Annotated in this window: 18 protein-coding genes and 2 pseudogenes; 17 read left to right on the forward strand and 3 right to left on the reverse strand. The window is 59.0% G+C overall.

All coding sequences use genetic code 11. The annotated features are described in order from the left end of the window. Positions 1 to 121: 121 nt before the first annotated feature. Positions 122 to 970, forward strand: a pseudogene (locus tag T8T98_RS12785) (YifB family Mg chelatase-like AAA ATPase); the annotation flags it as partial. 460 nt (positions 971 to 1430) lie between these two features. On the opposite strand, the gene T8T98_RS12790 reads toward T8T98_RS12785, so the two are convergent. After that, positions 1431 to 2782 (reverse strand): IS3 family transposase gene (locus tag T8T98_RS12790; RefSeq protein WP_155806041.1). Its coding sequence is split into 2 segments (ribosomal slippage): positions 1431 to 2444 and positions 2447 to 2782, totalling 1350 coding nucleotides; the frame shifts between segments, so codons are not numbered across the junction. 230 nt (positions 2783 to 3012) lie between these two features. Here T8T98_RS12790 and T8T98_RS12795 point away from each other — a divergent pair. The 14 genes and pseudogenes from T8T98_RS12795 to T8T98_RS12860 all read left to right on the forward strand — a co-directional run bounded on the left by T8T98_RS12795 (position 3013) and on the right by T8T98_RS12860 (position 20654). Beyond that, positions 3013 to 4032 carry a TonB-dependent receptor gene (locus tag T8T98_RS12795; RefSeq protein WP_231679524.1) on the forward strand — a complete coding sequence of 340 codons (1020 nt, stop codon included), beginning with the start codon at positions 3013 to 3015 and terminating at the stop codon, positions 4030 to 4032. A 16-nt stretch (positions 4033 to 4048) separates the two neighbouring features. Beyond that, a pseudogene (locus T8T98_RS12800) lies at positions 4049 to 4839 on the forward strand (cyclase family protein). A gap of 13 nt (positions 4840 to 4852) precedes the next feature. Continuing rightward, positions 4853 to 5782 carry a BKACE family enzyme gene (locus T8T98_RS12805; RefSeq protein WP_011415056.1) on the forward strand — a complete coding sequence of 310 codons (930 nt, stop codon included), beginning with the start codon at positions 4853 to 4855 and terminating at the stop codon, positions 5780 to 5782. A 609-nt stretch (positions 5783 to 6391) separates the two neighbouring features. Continuing rightward, a complete protein-coding gene (locus tag T8T98_RS12810) occupies positions 6392 to 8935 on the forward strand; it encodes a TonB-dependent receptor (RefSeq protein WP_054525390.1) in 2544 nt (847 codons plus the stop codon). 86 nt (positions 8936 to 9021) lie between these two features. Continuing rightward, on the forward strand, positions 9022 to 9165 hold the full coding sequence (locus T8T98_RS12815; protein ID WP_168196078.1) for a hypothetical protein: 144 nt from the start codon (positions 9022 to 9024) through the stop codon (positions 9163 to 9165). Between the two features lies 1 nt (position 9166). After that, positions 9167 to 10591, forward strand: a complete 1425-nt coding sequence (locus T8T98_RS12820) for an aldehyde dehydrogenase family protein (RefSeq protein ID WP_157228455.1) — start codon at positions 9167 to 9169, stop codon at positions 10589 to 10591. A 76-nt stretch (positions 10592 to 10667) separates the two neighbouring features. Beyond that, positions 10668 to 12302 carry a GMC family oxidoreductase gene (locus T8T98_RS12825; protein ID WP_081432313.1) on the forward strand — a complete coding sequence of 545 codons (1635 nt, stop codon included), beginning with the start codon at positions 10668 to 10670 and terminating at the stop codon, positions 12300 to 12302. A gap of 129 nt (positions 12303 to 12431) precedes the next feature. Further along, a complete protein-coding gene (locus T8T98_RS12830) occupies positions 12432 to 13976 on the forward strand; it encodes a class I adenylate-forming enzyme family protein (protein ID WP_026108915.1) in 1545 nt (514 codons plus the stop codon). A gap of 66 nt (positions 13977 to 14042) precedes the next feature. Further along, positions 14043 to 14837, forward strand: a complete 795-nt coding sequence (locus tag T8T98_RS12835; RefSeq protein ID WP_011415062.1) for an enoyl-CoA hydratase/isomerase family protein — start codon at positions 14043 to 14045, stop codon at positions 14835 to 14837. 43 nt (positions 14838 to 14880) lie between these two features. Next, positions 14881 to 16119 (forward strand): thiolase family protein, encoded by a 1239-nt coding sequence (locus tag T8T98_RS12840; RefSeq protein ID WP_011415063.1) that lies wholly within the window; start codon positions 14881 to 14883, stop codon positions 16117 to 16119. 37 nt (positions 16120 to 16156) lie between these two features. Further along, positions 16157 to 17302: an acyl-CoA dehydrogenase family protein gene (locus T8T98_RS12845; protein ID WP_017499968.1), complete on the forward strand. Its 1146-nt coding sequence runs from the start codon at positions 16157 to 16159 to the stop codon at positions 17300 to 17302. A gap of 105 nt (positions 17303 to 17407) precedes the next feature. Next, positions 17408 to 18310 carry an SDR family oxidoreductase gene (locus T8T98_RS12850; RefSeq protein ID WP_011415065.1) on the forward strand — a complete coding sequence of 301 codons (903 nt, stop codon included), beginning with the start codon at positions 17408 to 17410 and terminating at the stop codon, positions 18308 to 18310. 143 nt (positions 18311 to 18453) lie between these two features. After that, positions 18454 to 19572, forward strand: coding sequence for a TonB-dependent receptor plug domain-containing protein (locus T8T98_RS12855; RefSeq protein WP_233994265.1), 1119 nt, complete (start codon positions 18454 to 18456; stop codon positions 19570 to 19572). Then, the gene (locus T8T98_RS12860) at positions 19467 to 20654 is read left to right on the forward strand and encodes a TonB-dependent receptor (protein ID WP_231679523.1); all 1188 of its coding nucleotides are present in this window, start codon (positions 19467 to 19469) and stop codon (positions 20652 to 20654) included. Before T8T98_RS12855 ends, T8T98_RS12860 begins: the two co-directional genes overlap by 106 nt. 164 nt (positions 20655 to 20818) lie before the next feature. On the opposite strand, the gene T8T98_RS12865 is transcribed toward T8T98_RS12860, so the two are convergent. Next, positions 20819 to 21820, reverse strand: coding sequence for a LysR family transcriptional regulator (locus tag T8T98_RS12865; RefSeq protein ID WP_049762490.1), 1002 nt, complete (start codon positions 21818 to 21820; stop codon positions 20819 to 20821). An 80-nt stretch (positions 21821 to 21900) separates the two neighbouring features. On the opposite strand from T8T98_RS12865, the gene T8T98_RS12870 reads away from it, so the two are divergent. Then, complete coding sequence (locus T8T98_RS12870) at positions 21901 to 23046, forward strand: CaiB/BaiF CoA transferase family protein (protein ID WP_041685272.1); 1146 nt, start codon at positions 21901 to 21903, stop codon at positions 23044 to 23046. A 577-nt stretch (positions 23047 to 23623) separates the two neighbouring features. Here T8T98_RS12870 and T8T98_RS12875 read toward each other — a convergent pair. Beyond that, positions 23624 to 23938, reverse strand: a complete 315-nt coding sequence (locus T8T98_RS12875) for an ArsR/SmtB family transcription factor (protein WP_000349485.1) — start codon at positions 23936 to 23938, stop codon at positions 23624 to 23626. A 141-nt stretch (positions 23939 to 24079) separates the two neighbouring features. Between T8T98_RS12875 and T8T98_RS12880 the strand changes: the two genes are divergently transcribed. After that, complete coding sequence (locus T8T98_RS12880) at positions 24080 to 25084, forward strand: permease (RefSeq protein ID WP_040363373.1); 1005 nt, start codon at positions 24080 to 24082, stop codon at positions 25082 to 25084. Positions 25085 to 25092 lie beyond the last annotated feature (8 nt).

The raw sequence follows: 25092 nt of genomic DNA on the forward strand, positions 1-25092 counted from the left end.
AAAGGTTAGCGATGAATCGCTCCGGATCGGATCGAAGGCCCGCGCCGCCCTCGACAGCGGCGCCCGGCCGCGCCAGAACCGCACGCCAGGGGAACGGGACGCGATAACGGGGGGCTTGCGCGTGGTCGCACTGGTGAAGACGGTCGCCTACCTGGGGCTGGAGGCGCGCGCGGTCGAGGTCCAGTGCTCGATCGCGCCGGGTCTGCCGAAGTTCAATATCGTCGGGCTGGCGGACAAGGCCGTCGGCGAAAGCAAGGAACGCGTGCGCGCCGCGCTTTCGGCGATGGGGCTCGCGCTTCCGCCCAAGCGGATCACGATCAACCTGTCCCCGGCCGACCTGCCCAAGGAAGGATCGCACTACGACCTGCCGATCGCGCTGGCCCTGCTGGCGGTGATGGGCATTGTCGATGCCGAGCAAGTGGCGGATTTCGTCGCGGTCGGGGAACTGGCGCTCGACGGGCGGGTCGTCGCCTCGCCCGGCGTTCTCCTGGCCGCGCTGCACGCGAGCCAGCAGGATGCCGGCCTGATCTGCCCTGCCGCGCAGGGGGCGGAGGCGCGCTGGGCCAGCGACGTGGCGATCGTCGCCGCGCCCGACCTCGTCGCCCTGCTCAATCATCTCAAGGGCACACAGCGCCTGCCCGACCCGCCGCCGGGCGAAGTGGAAACCGCCGCCCCCGGTCCGGACCTGCGGCAGGTCAAGGGGCAGGAAACGGCCAAGCGCGCGCTGGAGATCGCGGCGGCCGGCGGCCACAACCTGCTGATGATCGGCCCGCCCGGCGCGGGCAAGAGCCTGCTCGCCTCGTGCCTGCCCGGGATCCTGCCCGAACTGAGCAGTGCCGAGGCTCTGGAGGTGTCGATGGTCCAGTCGGTCGCCGGGATGCTGGAAGGCGGCCGGATCAGTCGCGCGCGCCCCTTTCGTGCGCCGCACCATTCGGCCAGCATGGCCGCGCTGACCGGCGGCGGTGTCAAAAGCCTCGGAAAACGGGATTCCGCGCCACATAGAGCGAGATTCTCATTTCGTGTGACCGGCGGCAAGCTCAATAAGTTTCGTAAAGCAATAACTTACCGAGCTTGCGCGCTCCGACCGACATTTTTTTGCCAACCAAGCATACCGCGAATTTTCGGATAGCCACAGTGGATGAGCGGGAAAGGAGAAATCTGCACAATTACTGGGTTGGCTGCCTGGTTCTGCCAGTGCTCGTTTATGCGATCGTGCGGCTACTAATTCACCAAGCAAGCTAGCCGCAGGTCGCGACCGAGCGAGGCGATCAACAGACTGACCTCCATCAAACCTCAGCTACAGCGAATTCGGGCGAGCCTGCCCAGGTAAGCTCCCAAGTCGCTCCTTGTCGGATGTGTCCGTCGTCAGAACATTTGGCACAACTCGCGGCGTAGGTTTGCGGAGTGCGGGCCTCGTCTGAGGTTTGATGCTAGGCGGCGAGCCTGCGGTGTTGCAAGCGCCGATGTTCGAGTGTCTTTCGCTTGATCCTTTCTCTTCGTTTGATGATGGCAGGAGCCCTGCCGAAGTAGGTATCGGCAGGTGTCACATTGTCGAGGCTCTCGTGGTATCGGCAGTGGTTGTAATGCTCGACGAAGGCCTCGATCTGCTGGTGGAGATCGCCGGGCAGGAAGTAGTTCTCTAGCAGCACGCGGTTCTTCAGGGTCTGGTGCCAGCGCTCGATCTTGCCTTGGGTTTGCGGATGGAAGGGGGCGCCCCGCACATGGCTCATCTGGTTCGCTTCGATGTATTCGGCCAGTTCTCCGGCGATGTAGCTGGGGCCGTTGTCGCTGAGAAGGCGGGGCCTGTGCAGCACGTTGGCGTGGTCGCAGCCTGAGGCTGCCAGCGCCATGTCCAGCGTCTCGGTGACGTCCTCGGCCCGCATGGTGGTGCAGAGCTTCCATGCAATGATGTAGCGCGAGTAATCATCGAGCACGGTCGATAGATAGACCCAGCCCCATCCGATGATCTTGAAGTAGGTAAAGTCGGTCTGCCACATCTCGTTGGGGCGGGAGGTTTGTGTGTGGAACGCATCTGCCGCCTTGATCACGGTGTAGGCCGGGCTGGTGATCAGATCATGAGCCCTGAGCAGCCGGTAAACCGTGGCTTCCGACACGAAGTAGCGCCGCTCGTCGGTGAAGCGCACCGCCAGCTCGCGCGGGGACAGATCGGTCTGCTCCAGCGCCATCTCGACGATCTGGTCCTGGATATCCTCGCCGATGCGGTTCCACACCCGGCTCGGCGCTGAAGGGCGGTCCTGGAGCGCCTCCGGCCCGCCTTCGAGGTAACGGTCATACCAGCGGTAGAAGGTTCGCCGTGCCACACCGAGTTGGTCCAGCGTGCGTTTGGCGGGCAGATGCGACTGCTCGACGATCCGGATGATCTCGAGCTTCTCGGATGCGGGATACCTCATTCGTCGTCTCCCCCATCCGCGATCATGCTTTTTTTGAGCAGGCGGTTTTCCAGGGTGAGGTCGGCCACGCATTCCTTGAGATCGCGAGCTTCTCGCCGCAGGTCCTTGACCTCGTCCGTGGTCGCAGCACGGGCGGTATCGCCAGCTAGCCTTCGCTTGCCAGCCTCCATGAACTCCTTCGACCAGGTGTAATACAGGCTCTGCGCAATGCCCTCGCGGCGGCACAGCTCGGCAATGGAGTCATCGCCGCGCAGGCCACCCAGGACGATCCTGATCTTGTCCTCAGCAGAGAAATGCCGGCGGGTCTTGCGGCGAATGTCTTTTACCACCTGCTCGGCAGGCGATTTGGACCTTGAGGATTTGGGCTTCATCTTCGTTCCTTCGTCACTACGACGAAGCCCAAATCCTCCTTAAATCACAACCTCAAATCTGTGCCATAGGCGCTGACGGGAGACAGCCAGAATCTTCCTTTTAGTTTTATTTCCACGAAAATGACGCCGGCGCGATCATCATTCCCTACAATGATATTGGCTTCGGCGGTCCCGGCGTCATCCGCCAGGGCTATTATGCCGGCGGGCGTCTCGAGACTGATGCCGGCGCCATCTTCGGGCAAGCGACCTACAATCTGACCCCGGAGATTCACCTCGTCGTCGGTGGCCGTTACAGCATCGAGCGAAAAGGCATTTCCGAACAGCTTCAGTTCGACCTCGCGCGACCCTATTCGCCCGCCAATCCCGTCGCGCCGCTCGCCCAGTGCGGAGCCGATATCCCATCGGTCCCGACCTGCCAACCGCACAAGACCTTCCGATCCTTCACGCCGAAAGTGGCGCTCGAGTATCAAATCACGCCCGACGCTTTGCTCTACGCCTCGGTTTCGCGAGGCTTCAAAAGCGGCACCTACAATGTCGGCGGCGTGCAGCCGCCCGTGAAGCCGGAGAAGGTCACGGCCTATGAAGGGGGCCTGAAATCGGAATTCCTCGATCGGCGGCTCCGCATAAATCTTGCCGGCTTTTATTATGATTACAAGGATCTCCAGGTCGGCAAGGTGGTCAACGCGTCACTCGCGCTGGAGAATGCGGCGACAGCGACGATCTACGGTGCCGAGCTCGAGTTGCGCGCGCGCCCCACGCCCGACTTAGAACTGGGTCTGACCGGCTCCTATCTCAACGCCAAGTTCGACAGTTTCATCAGTATCGATCCCGCGCGACCCGGAGGTGACGGGCGCACCGTCGACCCGGCGACCGGCGCACCGGCTTTCAACAACGCCGGCAACCGCCTGCCGCAAGCCCCCAAATGGACGGTCGACGCCATGGCACAATATACCGTGCGCTCGGACCATGGATCCTTTGCCCTTCGCGGAGAGGTCTTGTGGGTCGATAAGGTCTATTTCAGTGCCTTCAACGTTCCGCAGGTGTCGCAGCCGGCAAAGACCAAGCTCAATGCCTCGCTGATCTACACCGATCCGGGCGATCGCTGGAGCGTGACCGTCTACGGCAAGAATCTCGCCAACAAGACGTACATCTCAAACGCCTTTGTCAGCTCCAGCATCGTGGGATTTGGCGTCAACGGCTTCCTCGAGGAGCCGCGAACCTATGGCGTGACCATCGGGTATAAGTTCTAGCCGGGAATATATTCTCATGATCACGATTCCCACCGCCGAGTCCATCATCGACATTTCGATGCCCATCGAGAATGATATCGTATCGGATCCGGCGGCCTTTCGTCCACGGGTCCGATATTTCGGGCACGATGATACACGAGAACAGATGCTGGCCTTCTTCCCCGGAATGACGGCCAGCGACCTGCCCGATGGCGAGGCCTGGGCGATCGAGCATGTCGAGCTGATCACGCACAACGGCACGCATCTCGACGCACCTTACCATTTTCATTCGACGATGGATGGGGCAAGCGGGCGATCACGATCGACGAGGTTCCGCTCCACTGGTGCTGCCAACCAGGCGTCAAGCTCGATTTCCGGCATTTCCCCGATGGCTATGTGGTGACCGCCGAGGATGTTCGGGCTGAACTCGATCGGATCGGCGTCAAGCTCAGCCCGCTGACCATCGTGGTCATCAACACGCGGGCCGGTTCGGCCTACGGCACGGATGACTATGTCAACGCGGGGTGTGGAATGGGCCGCGAAGCCACGCTTCACCTGCTTGAGCGCGGTGTCCGGGTGACAGGGACCGATGCATGGTCATGGGACGCGCCGTTCACTTACACGGCGCAGAAATATGCCGAAACCGGGAATGCCGACCTGATCTGGGAGGGGCACAAAGCGGGTCGGGAAATCGGCTATTGCCATCTGGAGAAGCTGCATAATCTCGAAGCGCTTCCATCCTCCGGATTCACCGTGATGTGTTTCCCGACCAAGATCAAAGGCGCTTCGGCAGGCTGGACCCGCGCGGTCGCCGTCCTCGACGATTGAATGGAGTCTGGCCATGAGCAACAAGGTCATCATCAGCTGCGCGGTGACGGGATCGGCGCACACGCCGACGATGTCGGACGCGCTCCCGGTCACGCCCGAGGAGATCGCCGAGCAGTCGATCGCCGCCGCCGAAGCGGGCGCGGCGATCCTGCATCTCCATGCCCGCATCCCCGAGGACGGTAGGCCGACCGGCGATCCCGAGGTCTATGCCCGCTTCCTGCCCGTGATCCGGCAGCGCACCGACGCCGTCATCAACATCACGACGGGCGGTGCGGCCACCATGCCGGTCGCCGAGCGCCTCGCCGCCTCTGCGCGTTTCAAGCCCGAGCTTTGCTCGCTCAACATGGGCTCGCTCAATTTCGCCTTCTTCCCCGCCGCGAAGCGCATCGCCGACTGGAAATACGCGTGGGAGAAGGACTATGTCACCGGCTCCGACGACTATATCTTCCGCAACACCTTCCGCGATATCGAGACGATCCTCACGACGATGGCGGAGGCGGGTACCAAATTTGAGCATGAATGCTATGACGTCGGCCATCTCTACAATCTCGCCCATTTCGTCGATCGCGGCCTGGTGAAGCCACCCTTCTTCGTCCAGATGATCTTCGGCATATTGGGCGGCATCGGTGCCGATCTCGAAAATCTTCATTATATGAAGGAAACCGCCGATCGCCTCTTCGGACGCGGCAATTACCGCTGGTCGGTGCTCGCCGCGGGTAGGCACCAGATGCCCTTTCTGACGCAGGCGGCGTTGCTCGGCGGCTATGTCCGCGTCGGGCTCGAGGACAGCCTTTTCATCGAACGCGGCGTCCTTGCGGCTTCGAATGCCCAGCAGGTCGAGAAGATCAAGCGCATCCTCGCCGAAATGGGTCACGAACCCGCGAGCCCCGCCGAAGCGAGGGAAATCCTCGGTCTCAAGGGCAGTGACCGCGTCGCCTTCTGAGCCGTGCACAGGAAGCAAGCGAATGAGGGCTTCGGTCATCGACCGATTCGGCCGTCCAGACACGGCCCTTTGGCGTGCCTGAGAATCCGTATCGCCAGATGAATTCGTACCTCATCTTCATGATCCAACAACGGCACAATGCACAGCCCGTATACGCGGATGTCGACGGGGCTGCTTTCAAGGCGCGCTGTCGCCGCTCACGGCGACAGAGATGGTGCATTCACGGTCACCCGAATAGCTGATTTCCTTTGCTACTCGGCAAGGGAAAACCGTTGGCACCGCCGATTACACCGATACACCGTTTGGAAAAGCTGGATTGGAACGCCTCGCGCGCGCGCATCCGTCCCGCTGGGCGCGCTCAGCGTGACTATTCCAATGAAGTGTATGGGGTCATTTGCTCCGCCACGAGACGTCGCCGGTGCAGGCTCAACAATCCTCAATCAATGAGTGGAAGGAATAGTTCGCCAACAAATTGAATTGGACGATGAGCCCCAAGGCGCGGCAAATGGCGCCACATCAAAAAATGCCGTGGGGAGGACAGTCATGGTCACAGCCTTTAGGACAAATTTGCTTTGTGCCACCGCGCTATCGATCGCGTGTGCGCTTGCAGTGCCGGCACATGCCCAGGACGCTGCATCGCAGGGCGAAAAGCCCGAGGCGCAGGAAGGTGGCCTTGAGACAATCGTCGTCACGGCGCAGAAGCGCGAACAGAATTTGCAGGATGTTCCAGCCGCCGTTTCCGCCATAGGCGGCGAGACGCTGCGCACGCGCGGCATCACGGAGACCTCAGACTTGATGGGCGCGATCCCCAGCCTGCAAGTCACCACTCCCTATGGTCGCACCCAACCGAATTTCTCGCTGCGCGGGATTTCAGTGGCGAACGAATTTTCCGCCTCCACTGCGTCGCCGGTTGGCGTCTATGTCGATGAAGTCTATCAGAGCTTCCGGGCGAGCCATGGCCTGCAACTCTATGACATCGACCGGGTCGAGGTACTGCGCGGACCGCAAGGAACACTCTACGGTCGCAACACCACGGGTGGCGCGATCAGCTTCTTCACGCGCAAGCCGGATCTGGGAGAGGCCAATGGCTATCTGACCGCCGGCTATGCCAATTACGACACTTTCACGGTGCAGGGCGCCGCTGAAGCGACGCTGGTTCCCGACATCTTGGGCGTCCGCGTCGCCGGTACTTTTGCAAAAGGGGATGGTTGGCAGCGCAATGTACTGCCTGGGAATGAGCGCGACCTAGGGACCACCGATACGATCGGCGGTCGCATCTCGATCCGCTTCCGGCCCGATCCCGATCTCGACATCAATTTGAAGCTCTATGCCGCGAAGGACGATCCATGGGGCACCGCGCCCTATGCAGGTGGTCAACTCGCGGGCGGGCAGGATGCGCTCGGCTATTCGCGTTACGATCCGCAACCTTTCCTAGGCGGGCGGTTGCTGCGTGACAATGAGGTCGCAGTTGATCGGGTAGGTAAGAACATCAGCAAGTCGAAAGGGATAGCCCTCAACATCAAATGGGATGTCAGCGACCAATTCTCCGTCACCTCGATTACCGGCTACGACACCGGCGACTATATCAACAATCCTGATGATTGCGATGGCGGCCCAGCCGATCTCTGCTCGATCGGCCTCACGTCGACGAGCAAGAATTTCAACCAGGACCTGCGTTTCAGCTATTCGAACGACCGCCTCGATATCATTGCCGGCCTTTATTATGGCAGGGACAAGGTCAAGACGGTCAACTACCCGGACTTTTTCGGGGCGCTGAGGCCGCTGCTGCTTGGCGCCGGTCTTCCGGGCAGCTACAATAACGCCGCAATCGGAACGCCCGACGCGATCCGCTATATCCCAGCCTTTGCCGCCAATCCGGCGTTGGGGCCTGGCGATGCCGGATTCTGCGACGCGATCGAGATCAATCCCAACGGCTTCCTTGATGCACGCTCGCTGATTGCACTCCAGACCGACATCGCGATCAATAATACGGGCAATGGCGGCATGGGGGGTAGCTTTTCGGCGGGCTGCGCCGGGGCAGGCGCGCCTCCGTTCACCCCGATCCTCGGCGAACAGCGTTTTGACGTGTCGCGCCCCTCGAAGGCGATCTACGGCGACGTAACCTGGAAAGCGACCGAGCGGCTGACCGTGGCGGTGGGTGCACGCTACACCCAGGATAAGGTCAATTACCTTAACGGCAGCACTTTCCTCTATGCGCTCGACGGTACGACGCCGGTTGTCAACCTGATCCCCTACAGCAATCCATACAACCCCAATCTCGCGCCGCTTGAGCAGCGCGAAAAGGCAAACAGGCTAACCGGCCGTATCAATGTCAGCTATGAGTTCGCCGATGATATCATGGGCTATCTCCAGTACAGTCGCGGTTACCGCAGCGGCAGCTTCAACGGGCTTGCCTATCAGGGCGTCAATCAAGTCTATTATATCCAGCCTGAAAAGGTGAATGCATATGAGGCGGGGCTCAAAACCCGGCTGTTCGATCGCCGCGTCCAACTTAACCTCACGGGCTTCTACTACGAGTATTCGAATCACCAAGTAACGCAGGTGGTCGGCGCTACAACCTTCACGCGCAGCGCCAATGGTCGCCTGTTCGGTGGCGAGGCCGAACTCGCCTGGCAGGTGGCCGATACGTTGCGTTTCGATGCTTCGCTGGGCTATCTCAACAGCAAGTACAAAGGCAATGTGATCGATCCGGCAAACCCGGCCAGCCCGACATTGAACGTCAACGGCAATCCCTTCCCGAACGCGCCGGAGGTTACGTTCCAGGCCGGATTCGACTGGGATATGATCGATGACGGCACCAACAAGCTGACCTTGCGCGGTGATGCGTCCTACATGGGCAAGTACTATTTTGATCCGTTCAAGAATTATGGGCAGACACCGTGCGATACACCCCCAGCGGGATCGAACATAACGCTCGCGGGTAAGGCGATTACATGCGCAAATCCGGGCTACTGGCTCGCCAATGCGCGATTAACCTATGCGCACGACAATATGTCGGTTAGCTTGTGGGCGAAGAATCTGTTCGACAAATATTACTACACCTACGGCCTCAACATGAACGTGTTCGGCTACGATTATCTGAACCGCGGCATGCCGCGCACTTATGGCGTCGAAGCGACAGTCAAGTTCTGATCGCTGCTGCGACGGGGGCGGCGGGCATCCTCTCCCGCCCGCTGCCCCCGATTTTTTCGACCTGACTTTCAGACCGAGGAGCATCCATGATGCGTTCCACCGGCAACGGTCCCTCATTCATCGGCACGGCGTACAGAATCGAGCGCGCTGTGATCACTGAGATCGGCGCAGCTGAAAGCACCGCCCAGGCGAGCAGCGCCGAGCGGCCAGCGCGCCTCCGGACGATTTAACGTGGATGCGTCTCGGAACAGAACTGAGCTGGAACGAATTTTCGCGACCCAACGCGAAGGGACGCGTGAGCAGGTTTCGCGCAGCTACGAAGAACGCATGGACCTGCTCGGGCGCCTTGGCCGGATATTTGAGCAGCACAGAGACGAATTGGTCGATGCCGTTGCCGCCGATTTCGGCATTCGATCCCGCTACGAGACTATCCTGCTCGACCTGATGCTTGGCATATCGGAAATTAAATTTGCGCGCCGCAATCTGAAGACGTGGCTGAGGCCGCGGCGGGTGAAGACTGACATCTTCGGCCTTCCCGGTTCATCGCGCCTGGTCCCCCAGCCCCTAGGTGTGGTGGGCGTTCTCGGCACGTGGAACTATCCGCTCGGCACCATATTCGTTGGCGCGGCCGGTGCATTGGCGGCCGGCAACCGCGTGATCGCAAAGCCGAGCGAAGTTTCCGCCAACGCCGCCGAAGCCAGCGAGCGGCTTGTGCGCCGGTATTTCGCCGAAGAGGAATTCGCGATTGTCCAGGGCGGGCCCGACATGGCACAGGCGATGACGGCCCTACCTTTCGACCATATTCTCTTCACCGGTTCACCCGCGGTTGGCCGCAAAGTCTATGAAGCGGCGGCTGCCAACCTTACACCTGTTACTCTGGAACTTGGCGGCAAATGCCCTGCCATCGTGGGCAAGGGTGCATCGCTTGCACAAGTCTGTGAAAGCTTAGTGTTCGGCAAGCTGCTCAACGCCGGCCAGACCTGCATCGCCGCTGACTATGCCTTCGTCCATGTCGATCAGATGGAAAGCTTCGTCGCCGCACTCCGCGCTCAGGTTGCCAAATGCTACCCCAACGCGGCAAGCAACCCCGATTTCACCAGTATCATCAATGACCGACAGTTCGCGCGGCTCCAAGGTTTGCTCGATGATGCCGAAGCCAAGGGCGCGACGGTGCTCAACCTCTCGGACAACGGCGATGGAACGCTTCCTGAACGGCATCGGATCGTGCCGTTGGCGGTTCTCGACGTTACCGATGACATGGCGATGATGCAGGAGGAGATTTTCGGACCGATCCTGCCGATCATGCCATATCGCTCCGAAGACGAGCTCATTCGCTACGTAAACCGGCATGAGCGCCCGCTGGCGCTCTATTATTTTGGCGACGAAAGTGAGGAACGGCGCAAGATCATTTCCGAAACGCACGCTGGCGGCGTGACTCTCAACGGCACGGTCATGCACGTCTTCCAGCGCCGGCTGCCTTTCGGTGGCATCGGACAGAGCGGCATCGGTGCCTATACCGGCGTCGCCAGTTTCGAGCGCTTCACTCATTACAAGCCGGTGTTCTCTCAGCCGAAACTCAGCCTGCTTGGTCAACTTCTGCCACCCTATTCGAGCAAGACCGAAGGACTACTCAACATCTTCGAAAAGATCCTCTGACGTGGCTGCGGCGGTTGATGCTGGCATGTTGCATGACGCCGGGTCGCCAGCATGGGTCGAATGACAAGGGAAGCAAATGGCTGACTATGTAATTATTGGAGGTGGGTCGTCGGGCGGCGTTATCGCCAGCCGGTTGTCCGAGGACCCCGATGTCACCGTTTGCCTGCTCGAGGCAGGCGGCCCAGGCACCTCGCCGCTTGTGTCCACGCCCGGCGCTTTTGCGGCGCTGATCCAAGACTATCGGATCAATACGCTCAACTGGCGGTTCAACACCGACCCTTCAAAGGCGCTCAACGACCGCCGCCTCTACAATCCGCGCGGGAAGATGCTGGGTGGATCGAGCGGTATGAACGGGATGGTCTATATCCGCGGCGACCGGTCGGATTTCGACCACTGGGCCGAACTCGGCAACGACGGCTGGGGTTACAACGATGTCCTGCCCTATTTCCGCAAGGCTGAGAATAATGAGCGCGGTGAGGATGAGTTTCACGGCTCGTCGGGACCGCTTCACGTATCCAACGGCAAGCGCGAATTCGATGTCTATGATGCTTTCATCGAGGCGGCGACTGGACTGGACCATCAAGCCAATCCGGACTTCAATGGTGCCAGCCAGGAAGGTGTCGGCATCTATCAGTTTACCGTGAAGGACGGGAAGCGCGCCAGCGTGAAGGCGTGTTACCTTGATCCGGTGATGGGCAGGCGCGGCAACCTCCGCGTCGAAGTACATGCCCGCGTCCATCGTATCAGGTTTGAGGGCAACCGCGCGGTGGCAGTCGAGTATTCCCAGGACGGGCAGTTGAAGACGATCCCGTGCGAAAAGGAAGTCATTGTCAGCGGCGGCGCCTATAATTCGCCCCAACTGTTGATGCTTTCCGGTATCGGACCGCGTGATGAGTTGGAGAAGCATGGAATCGAAGTGATTCATGATATTCCCGGTGTCGGCCAGAATCTTCACGACCATCCTGACCTGATGCTGAGCTACCAGTCGAAGAAGCGGCTCGGGATCGCACTCAATGTCGTTGGCGCGCTCAAGACCGTGCGAGACCTATTCCAGTATCTCACGCAAAGGAAAAGCTGGCTGGCATCGCCGCCCACGGCTGCAGGCGGTTTCTTGCGATCCGCGCCGGGGCAGAACCGGGCGGATTGCCAGGTCCATGTCGTGCCGCTCGCCTATCGCGACCATGCGCGCGACTACAAGCTGATGACGAAATGGGGCTATACGATCATTCTCAATATTGGGCGCCCAAAGAGCCGCGGCTGGGTTGCCTTACATGACTCAAACCCCGAATCCGATCCCAAGATGGACCTCAATCTCTTGAGTCATCCCGACGACCTCAAGACGTTGCGCAATGCCTTCCGTGTCGTGCAGGAGATCCTGCATTCGGATCGCATGAAGGCGATGATGAAACGGCCTCTCTATCCTGACCGCTACCTTGAAACTGATGAAGAGATCGACGCCTATATCCGGGCAGAAGCCAATCATGCTTATCATCCGGTGGGAACATGCAAGATGGGCACCGACGAGATGGCGGTGGTCGACAACCGCCTGCGCGTTCACGGCCTCGCAAATATCCGCGTGGCCGATGCCTCGATCATGCCATCAGTCGTCAACGGCAACACCAATGCAACCTGCATCATGATCGGCGAGAAAGCCGCCGACATGATCCGGCACGATAATATGAGCAGCAAGAATAGCATCGCAGAATATTGAATTGGACGATTGGATCAATGCTGCAGACACAGATGCTTACGAAAAGAAGTCCGGAGAGGCCTATCGCATGTCAGTTTATTATGTGTCGACTGCGCCATTGTGGGCGAGCGCCTTAGAGGAGCGCGGCTGATGGACGTCCGTACGCAAATACGTCGCGCCGCACGTTATTTCGCCCAGCAAGAGGCTCTCGTTCACGGCCACAGGCGGTTGACTTTCTCGGAAGCCTGGTTGCGCGGCGTGAAGCTCGCAAATGCTCTTGCGGAGTGCGGCCTTCAACCGGGTGACCGGATTGCTACGCTGGAGAAGAACTCCATCGAGGCCGCCGACATCATACTGGCGGCTGCCATTGGAAACTATACGCGTGTTCCTCTCTATGCGCGCAACCGATGTGAAGCGCACGCCCATATGATCGCGAGTACCGGATCTCGGTTGGCGCTGGTCGATGAGGCATTGGCTTCGGAGTTGGCGGGGCTGGATGCCCAAGCTCCGACGCTTGAGCGGATCATTATCCGCGATCACAACTATGAGAATTGGTTGGCGACAGCCTCGGACCGGGATCCCGATCCCGTCGTCGCGCCGGAGGACTATTGTGTCATCCGCCACACCGGCGGCACGACGGGCAAACCCAAGGGCGTTGCCTATCGGCACCGTTCATGGATGACGATCTCCGCCGCATTTTTCAGCATCGGCCCCCAAGTGGCTCCAGGGGATGCCATTCTGCATGTCGGCCCGTTGTCCCATGCATCGGGCTTCCTGTTCGTGCCGGCCTGGTATTGCGGCGCCCGCAACGTGATGATGGACGGCTTCGATCCAGCGTCCTTTCTTGACACTCTCGAGCAGGAACGGATCAGCCATGCCTTTGTAGCCCCCACCATGCTCAATGCCATAGTGCATCACGACGGGGCATATGGCCGCCACTTTCCGAATTTGAAGTTTCTGCTGAGTGCTTCAGCGCCGATCTCCGAGCCGACGCTTCGCAAGTCGTGCCAGATATTCGGGAATCATGTTCTTCATTCGGGCTATGGACAGACCGAAATCCTGCCCATCGCGTCTATGGGGCCCAACGAGTGGTTCGGCGAATTTGAAGGTTCTGCCCCAATTCGGGCGGTCGGACGTCCCATGAGCGGCGCCGATATCGAAATCCGTAACGAGGACGGAAAGGTGCTGGGACCAAACGAGCCCGGCGAGATCGTCGCACGGTTCGAAAATGGCCAGATGGAGGAATTCTGGAACGATCCGGAGGAAACCGCCCGGCGCATGGAAGATGGCTGGGTCAAAACCGGCGATGTCGGCATGATCGACACAAACGGATTTTTGTATCTGCTCGATCGCAACAACGACATGATCGTGTCAGGCGGCTTCAATATCTATCCCACCGAAATCGAAAACGTAATTGCCGACCATCCCGGTGTACTCGAGGTCGCGGTCTTTGGCGTGCCCCATGAAAAATGGGGTGAAACGCCGCTTGCAATGGTGCGTGTCAAGCCCGGAGCACAAATCACGGAGACCGAGATAATAGATTTGGTGCGCCAGCGTCTGGGCTCCGCAAAAAAGCCAAGCAAGGTCGTTTTTACCGCCGAGCCACTGCCGTTGAGCAATGTCGGAAAGGTGCTTCGTTCAAAGCTTCGAGAGCCCTATTGGGCGGGCCAGGACCGGCGCATTTCGGGGGCATGACCGACGCAGCCATCCTAGCCACATCCTCTATTCCGGTGACCGCCTGCCGGCGCGCGGGAGACTGCAATGGATTATGAATACATCCTGGTTGAGCAACGCGGCCCAGCGCTTTGGGTGACCCTCAACCGGCCGGCAGCGTTGAACAGTCTGTCGTTGGCTTTGGCCGAGGAACTCGCCGCAGCGATCGAGGCAGCGGAAGCAGATGCGACGGTGCGCGCTTGCATTCTTACCGGCGCCGGACGGGCGTTTTGCGCTGGCGCGGATCTGCTCGCAATTGGCGATGGAACAGGCGGACAAACTCTCGCCGAACGCTTAAATCTGTTTCTGCCGCCGCTCGGTCAGGCTTTTAACAGGATCGAGACGTCGCGCCTTCCGATAATTGCGGCGGTCAACGGCCTTACGCTCGCCGGCGGCTTGGAACTGGTGTTGTGCTGTGATCTCGTCATTGCCGCGCACCCGGCCAGATTTGGCGACGCCCATGCAAATTACGGCCTGTTGCCCGGCGGTGGAGGGTCGGTTCGACTCCCTAGGAAGATCGGCGAAGCGCGTGCGAAACATCTGATGATGACCGGCGGGACCATCTCGGCTGCCGAGATGAAGGAAGCCGGACTCGTGACCCAACTGGTTGCTCCCGAGGATCTCATTGCGGCAGCGCAAGCGCTGGTAGAATCTCTTGCAGAAAAGAGCCGGCCAGGGCTCGCCTACATGAAGCAGCTAGTCCGCGCTGCGCAGGATAGCTCGCTCGAAGTCGGGCTGCGTCAGGAACTCGAAACCATGGCTGCTTACGCCTTGTCCAACGACATTGTCGAAGGACTGGCGGCATTCCGGGAGAAGCGGAAGCCCGATTTTTCCGACCGGTGAGACCTGATCGGATGCGGAACACATTGGAAGAATGGATCAACGAATGACCGACATATTCGTCATGGGGGTTGGGATGACCCCGTTCGGAAAACAGTTCGACAAGAGCCTGAAAATGCTCTGCGCCGAAGCTTCGTCGCAGGCCTTTTCCGACGCAGGATGCACCGCCGGCGATGTCGAAGCCATCTTCTTCGGCAATTGCGTCCAGGGGCATATGGAGGGCCAGGACATGATCCGCGGCGAAATCGTGGCGCGAGCGATGGGCATCTCAAGCGTTCCCGTGGTGAATGTCGAAAACGCATGTGCGACGGCTTCCACGGCCTTGCACATGGCCGCCGCCTATGTTCGATCGGGGGCAGCGGATGTCGTACTCGCGCTCGGCGCGGAGAAGATGTACTCGCCCGACAAGGCGCTCATGTTCAGTGCATTCGATGGCGCTTGGGACGTGCATGAAACCGAGTCGGGCCGCGCGCAGCTGCTGGCCATGGGCAATGGCGTCGATGTTCCGGAAGGAACGACATCGAGTCAGCCTTACAGCGTTTTCATGGATGTATACGCCGCGATGGCACGCGCGCACATGAAGACCTACGGCTCGACGCAAGCGCAAATCGCGGCCGTCTCGGCGAAAAATCACATGCATTCGACGCGCAATCTGCTTGCCCAGTATCGCCTCCCATATACCGTCGAAAGTGTACTCGCTGCGCCTCCGATCGTTTACCCGTTCACACTGCCGATGTGCTCCCCGATCAGCGACGGCGCCGCCGCTGCGATCATCTGCAGCGAAGCCGGTCGGCGCAAACTGTCGGCAGCCCCGGACAGGGCGCTAAGAATCCTGGCGTCTGTGCTGCAAACCGGCGCCGCGCGCGATCCCTTTGATTATGACCACCATGTCAGCCGCCTTGCGGCGAACCGGGCCTATGCGATGGCCGGCGTGGGGCCAGAAGATATTGGCGTCGCGGAGGTGCATGACGCCACGGCGGTTGGCGAGATCATTGAAATCGAGGCGCTCGGCCTGACGCCGCCTGGCGAGGGCGGACTCGCGGCAGAGCGCGGTGAGACGGCGCTGGGTGGGCGTATTCCGGTAAACACGTCGGGCGGGCTTGAATGCAAGGGACATCCGATCGGCGCCACCGGGCTCGGCCAAATCTACGAGCTTGCGCTGCAATTGCGCGGCGAGGCGGAAGATCGACAGGTTCCGAATGCCCGGTTCGCGATCGCGCAGAACGGCGGAGGTGTCATCGGGGTGGAAGAGGCGGTGGTCGCCGTCACGATCCTGGGCCGGTAGTTGTCAGAGCGCGCCTAGGGAAACACGGGGTCACGATATGAACTTTGAGCTGTCCGATGAACAACGCATGGCGGTGGAAACCGTCCGCCGCTTTCTCGACAACAAGCTTGAGCCGGAAATCCGCCGGCATGGGGAGCGATTCATCCCCAAACCGCTCATGAAGGAATGGACTCAAGCACTGACCGGCTATGGCCATATTACCGCACCGCATCAGGAGCAATGGGGCGGGCTTGATATGGGATGGCTCACTCATCTGCTCATTTTCGAGGAGATCGCCTATTCCTCGCTCGATGTGGCCATACCCGGCTTCATCAACGCGGTTGGCGCAGAACTCATCCGCCGCTTCGCCCCGGAGACGATCAAGCAACGCTATCTTGCCGACCTCGTCGCGGCCGAGAAGTTCGTTTCGCTCGGCATCTCGGAGCCCGATGTCGGCTCGGACGTCGCCGCCATCAAGACACGCGCCGTACGAGACGGCGATTTCTGGGTCATCAATGGCGAAAAGACCTGGATCACCAACGGAGCCTACTCGGACATCTTCATCTGTACGTGCAAGACTGGCGAAAATGAAGTCACTCACATCCTGGTCGATCGTGACGAGAGTGAGTATGAGGTGCGCGATATCCAGAAGATGGCGCTCAACGGCCAATCGACTGCACAGATATTCCTGTCCGATTGCCGCGTACCGGTGGCAAACACGATCGGCCGGGTCGGCGATGGATTGCGCAATACGTTGCAAGTGTTCGAGATTGCCCGCTGCCATATGGCGATGTGGAGTATCGGCATCGCACGGCGAGCAATGGATGAGGCGATCGCGTACGCTCGCGATCGCGCGCAGCATGGCAAGAAGATCGCCGGCCATCAGCTGATCGCCGACAAGATCGCCATCATGGCGACCAAGATCGACGCAGCCCGTCTGTTGACGCACCGGGCAATATCCCTCGTCCAGGCGGGCACGCGCGCAGAGACGGAATGCTCGATGGCCAAGTGGTACGCCACCGAAATGGCGATCGAAGCGACGCGCGATGCGCTTCAGATCCATGGCGGCAACGGCGTCACCCGCGAATTCATCGTTGAGCGGCTGGTGCGTGAGGCGATCATTTGCCCCATCCCCGATGGCACGACGGAGATTCAAAAGCTTGTTGTTTCGCGCGCCCTGACCGGCATTCAAGCCTTTCGGTAAGGCTCAGACGAAAACGACAGCGTCGACGGAAATGGAGCCGCGTGCCTGACTCGCACAGGATCAAATGCGCAGATGCGTCGCTCAGGTAAAAGAGGCAGACAAGCGATGGACGAAGAGCTTCGTTTCGATGGCAGGGTAGTGGTTGTGACCGGAGCCGGAGGCGGACTTGGGCGCCAGTACGCGCTGATGTTTGGCGGGCGCGGAGCCAAGGTGGTGGTGAATGATCTGGGTGGCGACGAGAAAGGGAGCGGCAGCTGCTCCACAGCCGCTGACAATGTGGTCGACGAAATTCGAGCCACGGGCGGTCAGGCGGTGGCAAATTATGCGTCGGTCGAGGAGGGCGCGCTGATCATCCAAGCCGCGGTTGACAACTTCGGAACCGTTGACGTCGTCATCAACAATGCCGGCATCCTGCGCGATGTGAGCTTCCACAAAATGACCGACGAAGACTGGACACTGCTTCAGCGGGTCCATCTGAATGGGACGCGGGCAGTGACGCAGGCAGCATGGCCGATACTGCGCGACAAGGGCTATGGCCGCATCGTCATGACCACGTCTGCAGCCGCAATCTACGGCAACTTCGGTCAGGCCAACTATGCCGCAGCCAAGCTCGGAATATTGGGGCTTGCGAACGCGCTGGCGGAGGAGGGGCGGTCCAGAAACATCCAGGTTAATACGATCGCCCCAATCGCCGCATCGCGTATGACCGCGACTGCCTTTCCACAAGAGTTTCTCGCCAATCTCAGAGCGGAAGCGATCAGTCCATTGGTCGGTTGGCTTGCGCACGAGAATTGCAGCGAAACCAAAGGGCTTTTTGAAGTTGGAGCCGGCTATATCGCCAAGCTTAGGTGGGAGCGCGCGCTTGGGCACGCCTTCGGAGCGGACAGGGCGTTCACGCTCGATGATGTCGCCCGGCACTGGGGTAGAATTGTCGACTTCACGGATGCCGAGCACCCGCTCGGGCTGAATGACAGCCTTGAGGCGGTAGAACGGGCGCTGAGAGCGTAATCAACCCGATGAATTACCATGATATTTTTGAGCGGCCGTCGGGCTGCCGATGGCGTCGTGCTGCCGCCAGATATCGATGAGCAGCAGGAATAGTTCTGCAGCGAATTGAATTGGACGACGGCCCTCAAATGCCGCCAAACGGCATGAACTACACAATATCTCCTGGGAAGAGAGGATCAGCCATGAGAGGATGTCTATTGGCTTCTGCCGCGTTGTTGTGCTCGGGAACAGCATTTGCCCAGGAAGCAACGCCCCAGGCGAACGACCAAACCGGGAGCGCCACGGAAGCGCTGGCTGAGGACATTGTCGTTACCGCCACCAAAAAGGGCTATGGCGAAAGCGTGCAGAAAGTACCGATGGCGGTCACGGCTTTTGGTGAAGCGCAGCTGGATGCCAAGTTCGTCCAGAATCTTCAAAGTCTGAGCTACGACGTTCCCAACGTCCAGCTCGAGGATGTGGGTACGGCACCGGGCTATGCCAATTTCACTATCCGGGGCCTCGGCATCAACAGCACGATCCCATCGATCGACCCCACCGTAGGCGTTTTCACTGACGGTATTTACCTCGGCATCAACGCTGGTGTCGTGCTGGACAACTTCGACCTTGAGGGGATCGAAGTTCTGCGTGGACCGCAAGGCTTGCTTTTCGGTCGCAACGTTACCGGCGGTGCCGTGGTTGTGCGGACCACGCGGCCCAGCTTCGATTTTGGAGCCAAAGCCAAGCTATCCATTGAAACGGGACTGAAAAAGACCGTAAGCGGCACGGTTACCGGACCTATCGTCGATGACGTTTTGGCTGCCAAATTGGCCGTCTACTACAGCGACGACAATGGCTGGTTTCGCAACCGCTTCGACAATCGCAGCTTCGGTAAATCACATGACCTTATCATTCGCCCGGCACTTTCGCTCAAGGGTGGCGACCGCTTCCGAATGGATCTCCGCTATGAGCATGGCGATGTCGAAAGCGATGGAGCCCCTGTCCAGAGTCACGCGCTGTTTCCCGCGACAGCTTCAGGTTTTCGATCAATTTCCCAGGTTTCTATGATGCCAAATGGGACCAGGCGATCGTGGAAACCAACATCGATGTCGGTCTGGGCGAAGGCGTCTTCACCAACATCGCTGGCTATCGGAAATTCCGATCCTCCGCGGGCGCTGATATCGATGGAACACCACAGTCCTTCTTTCATGCCTTTTTCGAAATCGACCAGGATCAACTCAGCGACGAACTTCGTTATGCCGGAAGGTTCGGTGACGTCGAATTGACAACCGGTCTATACTATTTTTCCCAGGATCTTCGTTACGCCGAGCTGCGGAATCTTTTGGGCGGTGCTCGGATCGTTTCCGGTGGGGGTACGCAAGACCAGACAACATGGGGCATTTTTGCTTCGACCGACTGGCATTTCACCGATACGCTGACCTTGAATCTCGGCGCGCGGTATAGTTGGGAACGCAAAGCCGTTCGGGTCTCGGCCTTACGCGCAAATGGTTGCAATCTAGACACGCTGATCTGTGCAACCAATTTCGCCGACGCGGCAAAATGGCGAGGGTTTACGCCGAAAATCGGCCTTCAGTGGAAGCCGGATGACGACACGCAGATTTATGGCCTTTACACGCGCGGGTTCCGCAGCGGCGGATATAATTTGCGCAACACCGATCCCGCTGTGCCGCCGGGGCCATTCAATCAAGAGACCCAGGACAGTTTCGAACTCGGCGCCAAGAAGCAATTCGGGCGCCACCGGATCAACCTGGCGGCCTTCTACAATCGCATGAAGGACCTGCAGCGCGAGATCAACCTGCCCGGACCGCTTGGCGTCAGCCAGGTCATACGGAACACCGCCGACGCCACAATCAAAGGCGTCGAGGCCGAGGGGCAGTTTTTTCTTTTGTCCAACCTCGTGATTTCGGGTCAGCTCGGCTACGTGAATGGCCAGTATCGCAACGTCCAGTTCGACCTCAGCGGTGATGGCGTCATCAACGATGTGGATCGTGCGCTCAAATTGCCAAGGCTGTCGCCATGGACCTATGGCGTGGGGCTGACTTATGATCAGCAGCTTGGCGAATTGGGGACAGCAACGGCGCGTGTCAGCTTCACGCATCGCGACAAGGCGGCATTCACCGACAACAACGTCGGCTTCCTTCAGGGCGCCGATATGCTCGATGCGAGCCTCACATTGGCGACCGACAACAAGCACTGGCGCTTCTCCATCTATGGCCGAAACCTCCTGAATGAGGTGACGATTGGCGGCGATACACCTTTGCCGGCGGCCTTCGGGGGCACGGGTGCAAGCCTTTCACCGCTAAACAGGGGGCGCGTCATCGGCGGAGAAGTGGCGATTAGCTTCTAGGCCATTTTCGAGGCGAGTGGAATCACCCGCCAACTCGGAAAATGCCCAAGATCAATTTGCTAGAGCATTTCCTGCCGGAAAGCCGGTTCCCACTTCTGCGCGAAATGCTCTAGCTGATCGCGACGGATGCAGCGGATTTCCGATCGCACCCCGCCCCCTTGCCGTTAATCCGATGGTGCGGTGCGCCATGCCTGACGAACAAGGCTGACGAGCGCACGGCCAGCCGGTTTTACCTGCCAGCGGCTACGCACAGCATAACAAAGCGTCAATGGATCGAATAAACCGATTCCCTCCAAGGCCACGAAATTGGCGCGAAACCATGAGTTCTCGGTGAACTGTTTTGCAACCATCCCGATAGCATCGGATGTGGCAACGATCCGTCGAACCAATTGAAAATAGTCTGTCATGTGGATCCAGTCAGCGGGACGCTTACCGCTTTTTTCGTACATCTGCTGAATGATCGATGTGTAGGGTTCGGAAGATGAGGGCACTACGAATTCGAACTGGACCAGCGGCTCCTTGCTGGTCGGGTTTATCCCCAGAATGGGATGATTGTTCCGCACAAAAGGCAGTATTTCGATCGAGGCGACCCGCTCGCACTTGAATTCCGGCCAGCGTGCAAAGGCCGCTTCAAGTCCAAAGGCGACATCGATATCGCCGCGCGACAGGAGTCGCACGCCCCTTTCGCTGTTGCCCGAAACGACTTCGACGCGCACTGCCGGATGGCGCCGCAGCAAAGAAACCAGAGGTTGGGTGAGCAACCAGTCGATTGACCCTGGGAACAGTCCGATTCGAAGCGGGCCCGCATAGGCGTCGGCGCGGCGGGCTGTATCTCCGAGTAGTTCAGCTGCGTCGGCAAGCAAGCGCGCTGCGCGATCGATAAATTCGCGTCCCTCCTCTGTCGGCATCGCGCCCCGTGAGGTCCGATGGAAAAGGGAATAGCCAAGATACCGTTCGAGTTCAGCGACACTCTTGGTCACCGCCGACTGCGTGACACCAACCGCATCCGCTGCCCTGGAGAAGGAACGAAGCTGACCAACCGCGACGGCATGCTTGAGGCGAGAATCGAGCATGGACATGCCCCACAGGAATAATTGCTCCAGAGAATGAATTAGGCGAATCAAGGTCATTTTGCCAATCTTACTTTCGACACTGCCGCCCAGCACGACTGCAACCCGTCTCGAAATCTGGAGCGGCGAAACGGCCTGGATCAAAGCGCCAAGGTCTCAGACGCAGGTATGCCTGAATGACGAAAACTGGTCCGCTTGCAGGCCTCAAAATACTCGAAATTGCGGGCATCGGCCCGGCGCCGTTTTGCGGAATGCTGTTGGCCGACCTTGGCGCCGATGTCGTCGTCATTGAACGCGTAAGCCCTAACTCCGAAAATATCGATCTTGGCAGCGGCGCCATTGTGAACCGCGGGAAACGTGTAATTGCCTTGGATCTGAAGTCCCCCGAAGGCGTCGCGCATGTCCTGGATCTCGTCCAAAGGGGCGATGTACTGATCGAAGGCATGCGGCCTGGGGTGATGGAGAGGCTCGGCCTTGGTCCCGAGGTTTGCCTAGCGCGTAACCCCCGCCTTGTATTCGGTCGCATGACGGGTTGGGGGCAGCAGGGACCTCTCGCCCAAGCGGCCGGCCATGACATCAACTATATCGCGCTGTCAGGAGCCCTTTGGTATGCTGGGCATCCTGGTGAACCGCCAATGGCGCCGCCAAGCCTGGTAGGCGATATTGGGGGTGGAGCGCTTTATTTGGCCATCGGCGTCCTCGCAGCGGCAATGCACGCCCGGGATACCGGGAATGGGCAAGTGGTTGACGCCGCGATCGTCGATGGGAGCGCTCACATGATGAACTTGCTCCTGAGCCTGAAGGCCGCCGGCCAGGTTGCCAGCATACGCGGCTGCAGCATCCTTGACGGCCCTCACTGGTACTCGACCTATCGGTGCGCCGACGGGAATTTCATCTCAGTCGGATCACTCGAGCCCAAGTTCTATGCGCTGCTTTGCAAAAAGCTGGGGTTGGCCGGCGATAGCAGTTTTGACGACGGCTATGATCGTGATGCCTGGCCCGAGCTCAAGCAGCGTTTTAGCGAGATATTCGCCATGCGGACACGGGAAGAATGGCGCGCACTGCTGGAAGGCAGCGATGCCTGCTTTGCCCCCGTGCTTGATCCGGACGAAGCGGCGCGCCATCCTCATATGGCAGCGCGAGGCGTCTATCGGGAGATCGACAATATCCTTCAGGCAATGCCGGCGCCACGTTTTTCGGGCTCGTCACTACCGATCCCCGGACCGATCCCGCTGCATCATGAAGATCCGAGTACAATTCGGCGGGGCTGGAGCAAACCGGACCGCTGCGGGATTACCGCCAGAACCGACTGTTGCGAGTAGTCGGTTGGCATGGTGGGCGGCCAGCGGCCCGACACGAACGGTGATTTCATAACTATGAACCAATGCGACGCTCCGCTTCGCTGCATTCAAATCAAAGGAGACAACGACACACAGGCACGTCAAACTATCCGATGATTCCTGTACGCCACGCCGGAACGGCGATTGCGGACGTGTCCACGGGACGTTGTTCGCATCGTGATTCGCTCGGCGCTTGAAATCAATGCTCGCCCCGGATGTGACGACGCCGATGGGATTTCCACTGCGGCGGCCACGGCCAATGTCCTGGCGTGAGGGCTTCGGTCATCGACCGATTCGACCGTCCGAATGCGGTCTTTTGGCGCGCCTGAGAATCCGCATCAGAGTTGAGTGCGCGTTGTTCGGGAATCTCATTTAAATATTTGGGGTATCCGGAATTTCTGGTTGATAAAATGCCAAAGATGTAAAGAAGAAAATCTTTCTCAGCGGATTATCTGATTGATCCTCTTCAGCCTACTCTACTGCCAATTTTCTGTTTCCACCTTCGCCTGAGTCTTCATAGCGATGCTGACTAGGGAGGACAGCGAGAGCTGGGCAAGCGTCAAAGCGGTTCTGGTTCATGCGCAATCCGAACACCTGCACAACATTCCTCTTGTAAGAAACCGATCAAATTCTCTAGGTGCCCATACTCGGGTATACAGACAATCGTGCGGCTATGTTTCTCCTGCCGGATCAGCCCTACCTTGGCCATGCGCGCAAGGTGATGTGATAGCGTCGAAGCAGGAATACCCAGCCCCTTCTGGATATCTCCGACCGAAGCCCCATCATGGCCAGCTTTGACCAGAAAGCGGAACACGGACAGTCGGTGACTATTCCCTAGCTCAGCTAAGCTGGCTGCAACCTTTTCGTGATCCATAGCACGCCCCAATAATTCGATGTTTCTAGAATTATAGTTGACAGGTCGGATAAACGCAAGTAGGCCGCGTACATCATTTCGACAATACTAGAAATATAGGAGTAATATTGAATGTCATCTCAACTCCAAGACGCTCTAGGCATGTTCGCCTTTCTCGCTATCGAGCTATCGGTTTTATTCATTGGCATTAGCTTGCTGGTCGGAGTTCTTCAACGTCACATCCCACCATCCAAGGTGGAAGCGTTACTGACTTCCAGTGGGAAGCGAGGCTATTTTCTTGCTGCTGGTTTAGGAGCTATAACGCCCTTCTGTAGTTGCTCGACTATCCCCATGTTGAAAGGGTTGATTCGGGCACGGGCCGGTTTTGGGCCGATGATGGTGTTTCTTTTCTCATCTCCGTTGCTGAATCCTATCGTCGTCGGCCTGCTGGTTGCCACGTTTGGATGGACACTTACTGCTATCTATGTGCTCGCCGCTTTGGTGGTCGCGGTAGGTGCCGGATGGCTGCTTCACACGCTTGGCTTCGAGCGTTATGTGCGCCGGACGGCGACACAAGAGAGCAGTGGATGTAGTTCATCAGCAAGCCCGTGCAGTGCTACATCGACCGCATCGAGTTGCGGCACCAACAGCTGCGACACCACTCCGAAGACGGCTTCTTGCGGGGCTGATAGGAAGACAACAGTCTCTACGTCTAGCGAATGCTGTGACAGTCAACCCACTGTCACGGTTAAGAAAGAAGGGAAGTACAGTGGTGTGTGGCGGGAAGCTTGGTCGGACTTTATCGATGTGTTGCCTTACCTGCTCATCGGTATTGCGATTGGCAGCGTGATCTATGGTTTCATGCCCACTGACTTATTGGAGCAGTATGCAGGCCCAGATAATCCCTTTGCCATTCCAGTTGCCGCTGTCATCGGCGTGCCGTTGTATATTCGCGCTGAAGCCGTCATACCTCTGGCAGCGGCTCTGATGGCCAAAGGCGTGGGTGCCGGGACGGTGCTAGCGTTGATCATCGGCAGTGCCGGAGCCAGCCTGACTGAGCTCATTCTGTTGCGCTCTTTGTTCACGCTGAAGCTTTTAGCGGCGTTTTTAGCAGTCATTTTTGCTATGGCGATGATTGCCGGTTACGCCACCTACCTGTTTTTCTGATCAAGGCG

This window comes from Pelagerythrobacter marinus (genome assembly GCF_034375205.1).
Lineage (GTDB): Bacteria > Pseudomonadota > Alphaproteobacteria > Sphingomonadales > Sphingomonadaceae > Pelagerythrobacter > Pelagerythrobacter marinus.

What these genes read in the sequence shown, in the direction of transcription:
- T8T98_RS12805 (WP_011415056.1), top strand. Translation starts at nt 4,853, where the DNA reads ATGAGCAACAAGGTCATCATCAGCTGCGCGGTGACGGGATCGGCGCAC.
- T8T98_RS12815 (WP_168196078.1), top strand. Translation starts at nt 9,022, where the DNA reads ATGATGCGTTCCACCGGCAACGGTCCCTCATTCATCGGCACGGCGTAC.
- T8T98_RS12825 (WP_081432313.1), top strand. Translation starts at nt 10,668, where the DNA reads ATGGCTGACTATGTAATTATTGGAGGTGGGTCGTCGGGCGGCGTTATC.
- T8T98_RS12830 (WP_026108915.1), top strand. Translation starts at nt 12,432, where the DNA reads ATGGACGTCCGTACGCAAATACGTCGCGCCGCACGTTATTTCGCCCAG.
- T8T98_RS12835 (WP_011415062.1), top strand. Translation starts at nt 14,043, where the DNA reads ATGGATTATGAATACATCCTGGTTGAGCAACGCGGCCCAGCGCTTTGG.
- T8T98_RS12840 (WP_011415063.1), top strand. Translation starts at nt 14,881, where the DNA reads ATGACCGACATATTCGTCATGGGGGTTGGGATGACCCCGTTCGGAAAA.
- T8T98_RS12845 (WP_017499968.1), top strand. Translation starts at nt 16,157, where the DNA reads ATGAACTTTGAGCTGTCCGATGAACAACGCATGGCGGTGGAAACCGTC.
- T8T98_RS12850 (WP_011415065.1), top strand. Translation starts at nt 17,408, where the DNA reads ATGGACGAAGAGCTTCGTTTCGATGGCAGGGTAGTGGTTGTGACCGGA.
- T8T98_RS12855 (WP_233994265.1), top strand. Translation starts at nt 18,454, where the DNA reads ATGAACTACACAATATCTCCTGGGAAGAGAGGATCAGCCATGAGAGGA.
- T8T98_RS12870 (WP_041685272.1), top strand. Translation starts at nt 21,901, where the DNA reads ATGACGAAAACTGGTCCGCTTGCAGGCCTCAAAATACTCGAAATTGCG.
- T8T98_RS12875 (WP_000349485.1), bottom strand. Translation starts at nt 23,938, where the DNA reads ATGGATCACGAAAAGGTTGCAGCCAGCTTAGCTGAGCTAGGGAATAGT.
- T8T98_RS12880 (WP_040363373.1), top strand. Translation starts at nt 24,080, where the DNA reads ATGTTCGCCTTTCTCGCTATCGAGCTATCGGTTTTATTCATTGGCATT.